Annotated in this window: 11 protein-coding genes; 2 read left to right on the top strand and 9 right to left on the bottom strand. The window is 63.9% G+C overall.

The annotated features are described in order from the left end of the window. Positions 1 to 102 precede the first annotated feature (102 nt). The gene (locus ACVOKO_RS13015) at positions 103 to 459 is read right to left on the bottom strand and encodes a DUF1304 domain-containing protein (protein WP_346499335.1); all 357 of its coding nucleotides are present in this window, start codon (positions 457 to 459) and stop codon (positions 103 to 105) included. A gap of 49 nt (positions 460 to 508) precedes the next feature. Then, entirely contained in the window at positions 509 to 1834 is a 1326-nt protein-coding gene (locus ACVOKO_RS13020) for an NTP/NDP exchange transporter (protein WP_346499336.1), read from the bottom strand. 147 nt (positions 1835 to 1981) lie between these two features. Here ACVOKO_RS13020 and ACVOKO_RS13025 point away from each other — a divergent pair, with 147 nt between their 5' ends. Continuing rightward, on the top strand, positions 1982 to 3583 hold the full coding sequence (locus tag ACVOKO_RS13025; protein ID WP_430980777.1) for a GMC family oxidoreductase: 1602 nt from the start codon (positions 1982 to 1984) through the stop codon (positions 3581 to 3583). A 99-nt stretch (positions 3584 to 3682) separates the two neighbouring features. On the opposite strand, the gene ACVOKO_RS13030 is transcribed toward ACVOKO_RS13025, so the two are convergent. Both ACVOKO_RS13030 and ACVOKO_RS13035 read right to left on the bottom strand, forming a co-directional pair. Beyond that, positions 3683 to 5611, bottom strand: coding sequence for a M48 family metallopeptidase (locus ACVOKO_RS13030; protein ID WP_346499338.1), 1929 nt, complete (start codon positions 5609 to 5611; stop codon positions 3683 to 3685). Between the two features lie 30 nt (positions 5612 to 5641). Beyond that, a complete protein-coding gene (locus tag ACVOKO_RS13035; protein ID WP_430980778.1) occupies positions 5642 to 6247 on the bottom strand; it encodes a LemA family protein in 606 nt (201 codons plus the stop codon). A gap of 79 nt (positions 6248 to 6326) precedes the next feature. On the opposite strand from ACVOKO_RS13035, the gene ACVOKO_RS13040 reads away from it, so the two are divergent. Then, positions 6327 to 7742, top strand: coding sequence for a serine hydrolase domain-containing protein (locus ACVOKO_RS13040; protein ID WP_346499339.1), 1416 nt, complete (start codon positions 6327 to 6329; stop codon positions 7740 to 7742). 1068 nt (positions 7743 to 8810) lie between these two features. Here ACVOKO_RS13040 and ACVOKO_RS13045 read toward each other — a convergent pair. From ACVOKO_RS13045 to ACVOKO_RS13065, 5 genes are all read right to left on the bottom strand, one after another. Then, positions 8811 to 9257, bottom strand: a complete 447-nt coding sequence (locus ACVOKO_RS13045) for a hypothetical protein (RefSeq protein WP_346499340.1) — start codon at positions 9255 to 9257, stop codon at positions 8811 to 8813. Between the two features lie 902 nt (positions 9258 to 10159). After that, a complete protein-coding gene (gene gcvH / locus ACVOKO_RS13050; RefSeq protein ID WP_057628834.1) occupies positions 10160 to 10555 on the bottom strand; it encodes a glycine cleavage system protein GcvH in 396 nt (131 codons plus the stop codon). Positions 10556 to 10642: 87 nt separating this feature from the next. Continuing rightward, positions 10643 to 11764 carry a glycine cleavage system aminomethyltransferase GcvT gene (gene gcvT / locus ACVOKO_RS13055; RefSeq protein WP_346499341.1) on the bottom strand — a complete coding sequence of 374 codons (1122 nt, stop codon included), beginning with the start codon at positions 11762 to 11764 and terminating at the stop codon, positions 10643 to 10645. 90 nt (positions 11765 to 11854) lie between these two features. Then, complete coding sequence (locus tag ACVOKO_RS13060) at positions 11855 to 12286, bottom strand: NfeD family protein (RefSeq protein WP_346499342.1); 432 nt, start codon at positions 12284 to 12286, stop codon at positions 11855 to 11857. A 3-nt stretch (positions 12287 to 12289) separates the two neighbouring features. After that, a complete protein-coding gene (locus ACVOKO_RS13065; protein WP_346499343.1) occupies positions 12290 to 13258 on the bottom strand; it encodes an SPFH domain-containing protein in 969 nt (322 codons plus the stop codon). Between the last annotated feature and the right edge of the window lie 27 nt (positions 13259 to 13285).

Here is a 13285-nt window from a genome sequence, read left to right on the forward strand (position 1 = left end):
ATGCTCGGCACTACAGGTGATCTATCGGTAATGCCTCTGCCGAGCGTGGCTCGGCACTACGGGTGATCTACCGGTAAGACCCTTGCCGAGCATGGCTCGGCACTACAGCGCGCGTAGCAGCAGCGCCACCATCGCCGGTACGGCCTGGACGTAGAAAATGCGCGGGCTGACGCTGTATGCGCCATAGGCGCCGGCCAGTACCACGCAGACCAGCGAGAACGTCACCAGCACCGGCTGCCCCAGCACCAGCCCGGCGACGATGCCGGCGGCAAGGAAGCCGTTGTAAAGCCCCTGATTTGCCGCCAACACCCGCGTGGCCTGTGCCTTCTCCGGCGTGTTGCGGAAGGTCTTCAAACCCAGCGGCTTGGTCCACAGGAACATTTCCAATACCAGGAAATACATATGCAACGCTGCCACCAGCAGCGTCACCAGCACTCCAGACAAAGCCAATACGCTCATCGGCATCTCTTCCTGAAAGCACAGCGGCAAACCCGCCGCAGGGAACAACTCAGCGATCGTGCGGCAGCTTCTTCTCTTCGCGCAATACGCCCAGCGCCGACAACGTCATCAGCACCGCCACGGCCGCACCGCCAACGAACACCGCTTTGGACCCAAACAGCGACAAGCCCTTGTGCACCCATGCAAAGGTCAGGTCAGCGCCGCGGTAAAGCACTGTATCGATGGCCGCACCCGCCTTGTAGCGCCATTGCCGGTCCACGCGTGTATAGATGGTCTCGCGTGCCGGCTTGCCTAGTGAGAACTCGCTGGCGCGCGTCAGCACCTGCACCACCGCCACCATCAGCGGAAACGGCGACGCCGCCAATACCGAGAACCCGACAATGATTGCCAACCCCGGGATCAGCAACGCTGGGGCCACGCCATAGCGTGACAGCAACCAGCGGGTCAGCCCCAGCTGGATAACCAGGGTCAGCGCGTTCACTGCCAGGTCGATGCGCGAATAGAACGCGGTGCTTGCGGCCGGGTCGGTGATCAGGCGGCGCGCGATAGCAGCCTGTTCGTTGTACAGCATGGTGCCTATGCCCACGCCGAACACCACCATCAGCGCCAGCCAACGCAGCAGCGGTTCGCGCGCGATCAGCCTCAGCCCATCGAACACACTGCCGCCCATCGGCTGTTCGCCGTCGACCAGTTGCTGCTCGCGTTCACGCTGCACCGCCCACGGCCGCAGCCGCCAGATGCAGAACAGGCAGATCGACAGGAAACCGGCCGACACCAGCATCAGATTGGCGATGCCCACCCGTTGCACCAGCGAGCTGGTGATGATCGGCCCGAGGAATGCACCTACCGTTCCGGCCGCACCGATGTAGCCGTAGTACGCCCGTGCCTGCGCATTGGAGAACACGTCAGCCATGAAGCTCCAGAACACCGCTACCGCGAACAGGTTGAAAACGGTGATCCAGAAGAAGAACGCCATGCCCCGCCCCGGCACGCCGGCATTGAACATCGCGTAGAAGACCAACAGGGTGAAAATGAAGAAGCCATATACCAGCGGCAGGAACACCCGTCGCGGGTAGCGGCTGACCAGCCAGCCATACAGCGGCTGCAGCACCAGCATGATCAGGAACACACAGGAAAACAGGAACTGCAGGGTGAAGTCCTTCAGCGGCATGCCGTGCGCTGCGAACCAGGCAATCAACCCGGGCGGGAACAAGGTGTCCATGTTGGACGAAGCCGCCATCGCCTCGCGCACCGGGCGCAGCACGTAGTAACCGCTGAGCAGGCAGAAGAAGTACAGGAACGACCACCACAGCGGCGGTGAGCCGCGCAGCGTGTGCAGCAGGGACCGTGCACCGGATCCGCGCGTAGCGGTCATGCGGCACCCCGGCACTGCGGGTGGCGAGAGGACGGCGGCATCGGAAACTCCGGGGGTTCGGCGGAGCGCGTACGTTATCTAATGCACTGCAACATCGCCAGTGCGCCAGGGCTTACTCCCACACAACGAGCCGTTCTATCCTCAAGTATGGGAAAGGGGAAAGCCGTGAAGGAATTTGACTACATCATCGTCGGCGCGGGCTCGGCCGGCTGCGTGCTGGCCAACCGGCTCAGTGCCGACCCGCAACTGCGAGTGCTGCTGATCGAAGCCGGGCCACGCGACTGGCACCCCTTCATCCATATGCCGGCCGGCATCGCCCGGCTGGTCAACAACCGCCGCGTCAACTGGAGCTACGACACCGAGCCCGAGCCGGCGCTGGGAAATCGGCGCCTGTGGTGGCCGCGCGGCAAGGTGCTTGGCGGTTCGAGCTCGATCAACGCGATGTGCTACGTGCGTGGCGTGCCCGGCGACTACGACCGTTGGGCGCAGGCCGGCGCCAGCGGCTGGAACTGGGACAGCGTGCTGCCGTGGTTCCGTCACAGCGAAGGCAACGCGCGCGGTGCCGATGCGCTGCACGGCGCCGCCGGTCCCTTGCAGGTGTCCGACCTGCGTTACGTCAATCCGCTCAGCCATGCCTTCATCGAGGCCGGGCAGCAGGCCGGCCATGCCCACAACAGCGACTTCAACGGCGTCCAGCACCAAGGTGTCGGCCTGTACCAGGTCACGCAGAAGAATGGTGCACGTTGCTCCTCAGCGGCCGCGTATCTCGCCCCAGTGCGCGCGCGTGCCAATCTGCAGGTACTCACCGGAGCCTTGGTGGAACGGCTGCAGATCGACGCAGGGCGCGTTAACGGCGTGCACCTGCGCGTGGGCGGCAAACGCGAGCAGTTCCGCGCCGCCGCCGAAGTACTGCTCAGTGCCGGCGCGATCAACTCACCGCAGTTGCTGATGCTGTCCGGCATTGGTCCGGCCGATGCGCTGCGCGCGCATGGCATCGACGTCCAGCTGGACCAACCCGGTGTCGGCGCCAACCTGCAGGACCATCTGGATATCTGCACGCTGTACCGCAGCGTGCCCGGCGTCAGCTATGACCGCGCCAGCGAAGTGATGATCGGCCTGAACTACTTCCTGCGCGGCCATCAGGGCGCCGGCAGCAGCAACGTGGCCGAGGCCGGTGGCTTCGCGCGCTCGCGCTTTGCGCCGGACGAACGTGCCGACATCCAGTTCCACTTCGTCCCGGCGATGCTGGACAACCATGGCCGCAACCGCCTGCCCGGCGACGGCTACACCTTGCACGCCTGCTACCTGCATCCGCGCAGCCGCGGCCATATCGGCCTGCACAGCGCCGACCCGGCCGCGCCGGCGCGCATCCACGCCAATTACCTGAGCGATGCCGAAGGCTTCGATATGAAGATGATGGTCGAGGCCGCGCGGTTGAGCCGCGACATCCTGCAGCAATCGGCATTTACCCACTGGCGCAAGGCACCGCTGTTCCCGGCCGATGAGCACCTGGACGACGCCGGTCTGGAAGCCTTCATCCGCGCCAAGGCCGAGACCATCTACCACCCGATCGGCAGCTGCCGGATGGGCAGTGACGATGCTGCGGTGGTCGACCCGCAGCTGCGGCTGCGCGGCATCGATGGCCTGCGGGTGGTCGACGCCTCGGTGATGCCCACCTTGGTCAGTGGCAACACCAATGCACCGACCATCATGATCGCCGAGCGTGCGGCGAGCTTGATCCTGGGCTAGACAACCGGCTTGCTGAGGCGGAAAAGCAATCAATCCCCACACGCAGCGCTGCTATGGGCTGCCCGCAGAGAAACAGGCGAAAGCGGGAACACCCCGGCCTCAGGCCACCTGCAGCATCGCTGGCAACGGGCAATGCAAGGTGGCGCAGATGGTGCGCAGCAACTCGGCCTCGGCGACATTGACGCGTTGATTGTGGCTGACCGTTGCGGTCACCGCTTCCACCAGCAGCTGCTTGGCCAAGGGATCCATCGAATCCAGTGGCCCCCACACCGCGTCCAGAGCCAGCACGCCGTTGACGGGCGGCGCGTAAGGCAGGTGGCCCTGCGGCAGGATCCGCTGCAGGCCGGCGAGGTAGGCACGGCGTGCGGAGGCTTCATCGCCGGGGTTGCCGGCGCGCGCAACCACGGCCAGCAGCGTGGCGAACTCCTTCTGCACGCTGGTGGTCTTGCGGCGTCCGAAGTGCAGATGGCGCGAAGGATCCAACGCCGCCTGCACCTGCACCAGCAACAGCCGCGACAGACAATATTCGAACAGTGAGATGCGGCCGTCCGCATGCGTCAGTGCTTCAATGCAGCGCATGAACGCATCCAGTTGCGGCCGCGGCAGGCTGCGCAGGGTCGGGAACGCCAGCGCCGCCAATGGCAGCCGCAGCGCCGCCTGCAGATCGCGCAACGGCCCCGCCGCCAGCTGCATCACGCTGTCGGCCATCGCCTCACCCAACTGCATACGCACGGCCTCGCGCTGCTGCGCGGCAACCGTTGCATCGGCATCCAGCAGCATCGCCAGCAACAAGGGCTGTGCCGCAGCACGGTCGCCGGCCAGCGCGCGCAGCGGCGCAGGCAGACTGCCGGCAAGGCGTACCGCCTGCTGGTAGTCATCGTCGGCCGGCGTGGCCACCTGCGCGGCCACCTGCGCCGGGTCCACGCGCAGCTGCCGCGGCGTCCCCGGCATGGACGGCAACAGCGCATCCACGCTGACCGCGTCATGCCCGGCCAGGCCCATGACGCGATCTTCGGACAGGCCATCCGGCGGTGCACTGAACCAGCTACCGCGCAGTGTCTGCAGCTGCTCGGCGCGGAACCCGGGCTGCAGGCGCTGGATGCGTTCCAGCAAGGGCGGATGCGTGGCGAACCAGCTGGACAGACGCAGCCCTTCGCCAAACAGCATATGGCTGACCTCCTCGGCACCGGCACGGTCGGCCAGGTGCGAGCCCTCGTCCAGCCCGCCGATCTTTTTCAACGCACCGGCCAAGCCTTCGGTCTGGCGGGTGAACTGTACCGCCGAGGCATCGGCCAGGATTTCGCGCTGACGCGACACCGCCGCCTTGATCAGGCGCCCGAAGAACACCCCGATGCTGCCGATGGCAATGCCTGCCAGCGCCATCGCCAGCACCACCAACACCGGCGCGCCGACGCGCCCAAGCCGCACCCGGCTGCCGCCGCCCATATGCATCAGCATCCGCTTGCCGATCACGCTGAGCATGAGGATGCCGAACAGCACGCCCATCAGGCGGATGTTCAAGCGCATGTCGCCATTGAGGATGTGGCTGAATTCATGTGCGATCACCCCCTGCAGCTCGTCGCGGTTGAGCCGCTGCAAGGCGCCGCGGGTCACCGCGATGGTCGCGTCGGCCGGCGAATAGCCGGCAGCGAAGGCGTTGATGCCGGCGTCCTGTTCCAATACATACAGGCGCGGCATAGGCACGCCGGAGGCGATGGCGATCTCCTCCACCACGTTGCGCAGGCGTCGCAAGGCAGGGTCGCGGGTATCGGCGGCAACTTCGGTTCCGCCCAGCTGCACGGCTACCACCTCGCCGCCAGCGCGCAGCGAACGGATGCGGTAAAGCGACGCCAAGCCGATCACCGCCAGCGTCAGCAGGCTGCTCCACAGCACCATGCGCGGGCTGCCGGTGCTGAACCACACCAGCACATCCACCATCACCACGATGGCGGTCACCGCCAACGCGAACAACAGCACCAGCCGCGCGGAATTACGCCGCGCCTGTGCCTGGTGTTCGAAGAAGTTCATCCCGCGCCCCCGGTTACGCCCGCGTCAGAGTCAGAACTGCACCTTGGGCGCCTCACGCACCTGCTCGCGCTTCTCCACCGGGATGTCCAGCAAGGCTGCGGTCGAGAAGTTGAACATGTCGGCAAATACATTGGCCGGGAAGGTCTCGCGGCGATTGTTGTAGCCCATCACCGCATCGTTGTAGGCCTGCCGCGCGAACGCCACCTTGTTCTCGGTGCTGGCGAGCTCTTCGCTGAGCTGCATCATGTTCTGGTTGGCTTTCAGCTCCGGGTAGGCCTCGGCCACCGCCATCAAGCGGCCCAACACGCCATTCAACTGCCCCTGCGAGGCAGCCAGCTGCGCCATTGCCGCCGCATCGCCCGGATCGGCCTTGGCTGCGGCCAAACCTGACTGCGCGGCACTGCGCGCGGCGATCACCGCCTCAAGCGTCTGCCGCTCATGGCCCATATAGGCCTTGGCGGTCTCCACCAGGTTCGGAATCAGGTCAAAACGCCGCTGCAACTGCACGTCGATCTGCGCAAATGCGTTCTTGTAGCCGTTGCGCGCCCGTACCAGCCCGTTGTAGATCCCCACGCCCGCCGCGACAACTGCGACAACCACCACAAGAAAGATCAGCAATATCAACGCGATGCCCATTCATTCTCTCCCCGTTTGTGCATTGATGAAAAGCGGCGCTAGAATCGCCGACAGCAGTAGCTTACAGGCACCGATCACGATGAAAGACAAGAGCACGCGCCGGTACATTCGTCCGGTGGCATCGGGATTGCTGGGGGTGTTGATGCCCTTCGCATTGTCGTCTACCGCGCAGACTCCAACCCACACCACCCTGCCAGCTGCCGCACCGGCCGCCGCAGCGTTGCCGGTGAACCTGGAGAACGCGCCCAGCCAGTCGCCGACGCAACCGATGCCTTATCGCACCGCGCTGCGCCCGGACCAGGTGCAAGCGTTGCCGGCCGACTTCAATGTCGCCGCCATCGAATCACTGGCCGAACAGCTGACCTACGGCAACCGCGTGCCCGGCATGGCGATGGCCATCGTCCAGAACGGGCGGGTGCTGTCGGCACGTGGCTATGGCGTTACCGACATCAGCAACCCGCAGGAAGTGGACGCGCATACCGTGTTCCGGCTTGCTTCGCTGTCCAAGGCCTTTGCCGGCACCATGGCCGGGCTGCTGGTCAACGATGGCACGCTGCGCTGGGACAGCAAGGTCACCGATTACGTGCCCGGCTTCCGCCTGTCCACCCCTGAAGCGACCGACAAACTCACCGTCGCCGACGTACTCAGCCAGCGTGTCGGCCTGACCAGCAATGCCTATGACCGCGATGTCGAGGCCAATGCCGACTATTACTCGCTGACCCAGAAGCTGGCCAGCGCGCCGCTCAAGTGTGCGCCGGGCGAATGCTATTCCTATCAGAACGTCGCCTTCAGCCTGGTCGGCGATGTGGTGTTCGCGGCCTCGGGCAGCTTCTATGAGCAGGCTGTCGAGAAGCGCATCCTCAAACCACTGGGCATGAATGACGCCAGCCTCGGCCTGGCCGGCATCCAGGCCAGCTCGCGCTGGGCGCGCCCGCATGTGCGCAGCCGCAACGGCTGGGTGTCGCTGACGCCCAAGCCCACCTACTACCGCGTCGCGCCTGCCGCCGGCGTCAACGCCAGCGCCAGCGACATGGCGCAATGGCTGCTGGCCCACACCGGCCATCGTCCGGATGTGTTGCCTGCTCCGTTGCTGGCAACGCTGCACGCGCCCTTGATCAACACCCCCGGCGAAATGCGTTCGGGCTGGCGCCACCAGCGCCTTGATTCGGCAGGCTACGCGCTGGGTTGGCGGGTGTTCGATTACTCCGGCCACCAGGTGGTCTTCCACGCCGGTGCGGTACAGGGCTATCGCGGCCTGGTGGCGCTGCTGCCGGAACGCGACCTGGGCATCGCCATCATGTGGAACGGCGAGAGCAGCCTGCCCAGCGGCATGATGCCGACCATCCTGGATCGTGCGATTGGTTTGCCGACGCAGCGCTGGCTGGATGTGGATACCGATTTTGGCAGCGACAACCTGATGGCCGAAGATGCCGCGCCGGCGCGCGGCGGCAAGAAGGGCGCGTCCTCCGACCGCGCGGTGGCCTCACCGCACTGAGTCGCAGCGCGGTTCTGCGCTAGCACCCGAAAGGCGGCCGATGGCCGCCTTTCTTTTTGCATTGGCCGCTGTGTAATGCGTGCAGCTCTGTAGTGCCGAGCCATGCTCGGCAAGGGCAGTCCCCGCCACCCCAAACCACCAGCACCAACCTTGTGGGAGCGGCATCAGCCGCGAAGCTGGCGATGCTTGAGCGGCCCTGATGATCTGGTCGCAGGGAATCGGGGCGAACAGGCCGGACCCTTCCACAAACAGATATCGACTGGTCGGATAAGCAATTGGCTTCGCGGCTTACGCCGCTCCCACAAAAGCGGCGGCGTTGCCTGGTCGGATGCTTGGTCGGCTTCGCGGCTTACGCCGCTCCTACAAAAGGCGGCGTTGCCTGGTCGGATGCTTGGGCGGCTTCGCGGCTTACACCGCTCCCACAAAAGAGGCGCCGCTGTTTGGTCGGATGCTTGGTCGGCTTCGCGGCTTACGCCGCTCCCACAAAAGGCGGTGGTGCCTGGTCGGATGCGCCACTGGCTTCGCGGCTTGCACCGCTCCTAACAAGGCGGTCTCGCAGCCGTGTAGTGCCGAGCCATGCTCGGCAAGGGCAGTACCCGTACCACCATGACGCCAGCACCGACCTTGTGGGAGCGGCGTCAGCCGCGAAGCTCGCGATGCTTGAGCGGCCCTGATGATCTGGTCGCAGGAATCGGGTCGAACAGGCAGGGCCTTCTACGAACAGATATCGCCTGGTCTGATTCGCCACTGGCTTCGCGGCTTACGCCGCTCCCACAAAAGAAGCGGCGGTGCCTGGTCGGATGCGCCGCTGGTTTCGCGGCTTACGCCGCTCCTACAAAAGAGGCGGCGTTGTTTGGTCGGATGCGCCACTGGCTTCGCGGCTTACGCCGCTCCCACAAAAGGCTGGCTTGCCTGGTCTGATGCGTGGGCGGCTTCGCGGCTTGCGCCGCTCCCATGTTGGTTGCCCCCCCGATTGGTGCCCTTCCCGCCCGGCGGGCGCGCATAAAAAAACTCCCTCCCCGCTGGGCAGTCGGGGAAGGAGTTTCAGGTACAGCTAGTGGAGCTGGATCAGATCAGCGGCGCCGGGGTGGCCGGCAGCGCAACCGGAGCGGCCTTCTTCTTACGAGCGGCCGGCTTCTTCTTCGCAGCAACCTTCTTGGCAGCCGGCTTCTTGGCGGCAACCTTCTTGGCAGTCTTCTTAACGACCTTCTTGGCAGTTGCCTTCTTGGCAACCTTCTTTACGGCCTTCTTGACTACCTTCTTGGCGGCTTTCTTGGCAGTTGCCTTTTTGGCAACCTTCTTTACGGCCTTCTTGGCAGTTGCCTTCTTGGCAACCTTCTTTACGGTCTTCTTGGCAGTTGCCTTCTTGGCAACCTTCTTCACGGCCTTCTTGGCAGTTGCCTTCTTGGCAACCTTCTTCACGGCCTTCTTGGCAGTTGCCTTCTTTGCAACCTTCTTCACTGCCTTCTTGGCGGTTGCCTTCTTGGCAACGGCCTTCTTGGCGACCTTCTTCACTGCCTTCTTGGCGGTTGCCTTCTTGGCAACCTTCTTCACGGCAGCCTTCTTGGCGACTTTCTTTACCGCCTTCTTGGCGGCCGGCTTTTTAGCAGCTTTCTTCGTAGCCATGGTTTGTTCCTCGTCAGTGATCTATGGAATTGAAATGCCCAGTTGAAGCAAATCCGCGGTGTTCGGCGGAGGACCGACGACGCGTCTAGCGCATCGTGACGGATACAGAAACACCCGCGACGGTTCCCGCTGCGGGTGCCTTATTGAAATCAGGGGGGTGTTTCGCGGAAGGAAGCGGCTCCTGCTCCACCATCAAGAGAATCCTGGCGGACGTCCAAGTTGTGCTTCGCGTCTGAATGTTGATCCGGCTCACTCGCTTCCGCAGGAAAGGTCTGCTGGGCGAAACCTAATCACGGTTTTTTTTACTGTCAACTATCTTTCCAAAATATTTTTCGGAAGCCTTCAGGCTTCTGCACCCGCGTGCTCGCCGCCGGCGCCGGTCTTTGCTCGCCGGCAACACAGCTGCAACGCCCGTCCAAAAAAACACAAAGTAAAAAAACATCGGTAAAAGCGCACTATTCTTTTCAACGCCTGCCACATGCCACCGTGTTGGCACTACACCAGGCGCATCTCAAAGCATGCGACCGACGACCACCAACGGCCGGTTCCGACACCCGAAAAAAAGTTTGCCAAAGGCTGCGCTTTGCATCGGCGTTGGATCAATTTGCGCAAACTTTTTGAACCGTTTCGCAGTTCGCAACGATGTCCACCGACACCACTTCGCACCCGCCGAGCAACTGTCGCGCCGCTCTCATGCCGTCCCTCATCACCGCCGATCATCACCTGATGCTGACATCGACACAAAAAAAAACGGCCGCTGATGGCGGCCGTTTTTCCGAAGACGACAGGACTCAGTGGTCCTCGTTCTCCAGCATCTCGGCGTAGTCGTCCGGGCCGAGCAGCTCGTTCAACTGTTCCGGTTCGGACAGCTCCACCACGTACAGCCAGCCGTCGCCGTAGGCATCTTCGTTGATGGTTTCCGGCTTGTCGGTCACCGCTTCGTTGACTTCGACAACGGTGCCGGACACCGGGCTGTAGACGTCGGAGGCAGCCTTCACCGACTCGACCACCGCTGCGCCAACGCCAGCCTGCACGCTGTCACCGACAGCCGGCAGTTCGACGTAGACCAGGTCACCCAGCAAACCTTGGGCATGGTCGGAAATACCAACGGTGACGCGGCCATTGCCTTCGACACGGGCCCATTCGTGGGACTTGAGGAACTTGAGGTCGCCAGGGATCTCGCTCATGGAACTACTCCGAAAAAAACGGTGGTCGGGAAGAAGCGCTAGTTTAACGAACCGGAAGCGAGGTCGCTTCCGGCCCGGTCGAGCAGGTCAAAGATTGATACCGGCCTGTGCCTGGCCGTCACGCACAAACGGAAACTTCACGATACGCACCGGCACTTCCTTGCCGCGGATATCCACGCGCACCTCGCCCGGTGCACCGGCGGGAACGCGTGCGAAGGCGATTGCCTTGCCCAGCGTCGGCGAAAAAGTGCCGGACAGGATCTCGCCCTCGCCATTGGCGGTGAGCACCTTCTGGCCGTGGCGCAGCACGCCCTTCTCGTCCATCACCAGGCCGATCATCTGCCGCGCATTGCCGGCAGCCTTCTGTGCCTCCAGTACCGGGCGACCAGTGAAGTCGCGCGCGGTGCCATCGGCCTGATCATCCAGGGCAACCGTCCACGCCAATGCCGCTTCGTACGGGGTGATGGTTTCGTCCATGTCCTGGCCGTAAAGATTCATGCCGGCTTCCAGGCGCAGCGTATCGCGCGCGCCCAGACCCGCCGGCTTTACACCGGCAGCCAGCAATGCATTCCAGAACGCGACCACGGCCGTCTGCGGCAGCAATACTTCGTAGCCGTCTTCGCCGGTGTAACCGGTGCGCGCAACAAACAGTGGCACGCCATCGGTGGAGGTCACATCCAGGCCGGCAAAGCGCGCCAGCTTGTCCAGCGCGGCACGATCATCGGCCGCCACCAGGCCGGCGACCAGCGCACGCGCCTGCGGACCCTGCACGGCGATGATGGCCAGGTCTTCGCGCTCGATCACTTCCACGCCGAAGGCTTCGGCATGCTGACGGATCCAGGCCAGGTCTTTTTCGCGGGTGGAGGCATTGACCACCATGCGGAACATGTCATCGGCCAGGAAGTAGACGATCAGGTCGTCGATCACCCCGCCCTGCGCATTGAGCATGCACGAGTACAGGGCCTTGCCCTTCACCTTGAGCTTGTCGATGGAGTTGGCCAGCAGCTGGCGCAGGAACTCGCGGGTACGCGCGCCCTTCAGATCGACCACAGTCATATGGCTGACGTCGAACATGCCGGCGGCATTGCGGACCAGATGATGCTCATCGATCTGCGAGCCGTAGTGGATCGGCATGTCCCAGCCGCCAAAGTCGACCATCTTGGCGCCGAGTGAGCGGTGGGTTTCGTTGAGCAGGGTTTTCAGGGTCATGGCCGTTCCACACAAAGGGGTCCGCCATTATCCCAGATGGTCACTTTTAAAACCTGCGGCACTGCCACAACGGCAGTGCCGCGCCGGCCTTCAGACCGGCTGCACCTTGAGCGTCATGCCGTCCACGGCGACCACCCGCACCGCACTGCCCTGCGGCAGATCCGGGCCGGCCACCACCCAGAACGCATCATCCACCTTGGCCCGGCCAATGCCGGCGTTGATGGCCTGGTCCAGCGTCACCACGCGCCCCACCAGTTGTTCGGCACGGCGGTTGAGCAGGGGTTGATCGCTGGGCCGCGCCCGCTGACGGAACCAGGTGCGGTAGACCTGAATTGAGACGAAACTCAGCACCACGAACAGAACCACCTGCAGCAGCAGGGTCATGCCATCGATGGCCCAGACGGTGAGGAACACCGCCGCGGCGGCGATGCCCATCCACAACATGAAGGCGCCCGGCACCAGCGCCTCGGCAGCGAACAGCAGCACCGCCAGCGCGGCCCAGATGATTACTTCCCAGCGCATGGCTCAGCGCCCAAGTGGCGGCGGGTTGCCGCGTGCGGGCTGCCTGGTCTCGCCTTGTTTGGCAAATGCTTCCTTGGCCAATTCAGCAATGCCGGCAATGGAGCCGATCACGGCACTGGTTTCCATCGGCATCAGCACCAGCTTCTGGTTGGGCGAGTTGGCCAGCTCACTGAAGGCTTCCACGTACTTCTGTGCGATGAAGTAGTTGATCGCCTGCACGCTGCCATTGGCGATGGCATCGGAGACCATGGTGGTCGCCCTGGCCTCGGCTTCGGCCAGCCGCTCACGGGCTTCGGCATCGCGGAACGCAGCTTCCTTGCGGCCCTCCGCTTCCAGCACCGCCGCCTGCTTCTGGCCCTCGGCACGCAGGATCTCCGATTGGCGGATGCCTTCGGATTCCAGCACTGCGGCGCGCTTGTTCTGCTCGGCCATTTTCTGCTGCTGCATCGACTGCACCAGGTTGGCCGGCGGCTGGATGTCCTTGATCTCGATGCGGGTGACCTTCACCCCCCACGGATTGGTCGCGTGGTCGACCACGTTGAGCAGCTTGGCGTTGATGGTTTCGCGCTGGCTCAGTGATTCGTCCAGGTCCATCGAGCCGATCACGGTGCGGATATTGGTCTGCACCAGCGCGATCATCGCCACTTCCAGGTTGGCCACTTCATAGGCCGCCTTGGCCGCGTCCAGTACCTGGAAGAACACCACGCCATCCACGCGCACGACCGCGTTGTCCTTGGTGATCACATCCTGGCTGGGCACCTCCAGCACCTGCTCCATCATGTTCACCTTGCGGCCGACGCCATACACAATCGGAAACAGGAAATGCAGGCCCGGGCTCATCGTATGCGTGTACTTGCCGAAGCGTTCCACCGTCCATTCGTAGCCCTGCGGCACCATCCGCACCGTCTTGAACAACACGATGACACCAGCGATGACCACCACCAGCGCCAACACCCCGGTTCCGCTGCCCATTGCCCACTCCTCGTGATGATGGATGGG

This window comes from Stenotrophomonas sp. STEN240, assembly GCF_056756175.1.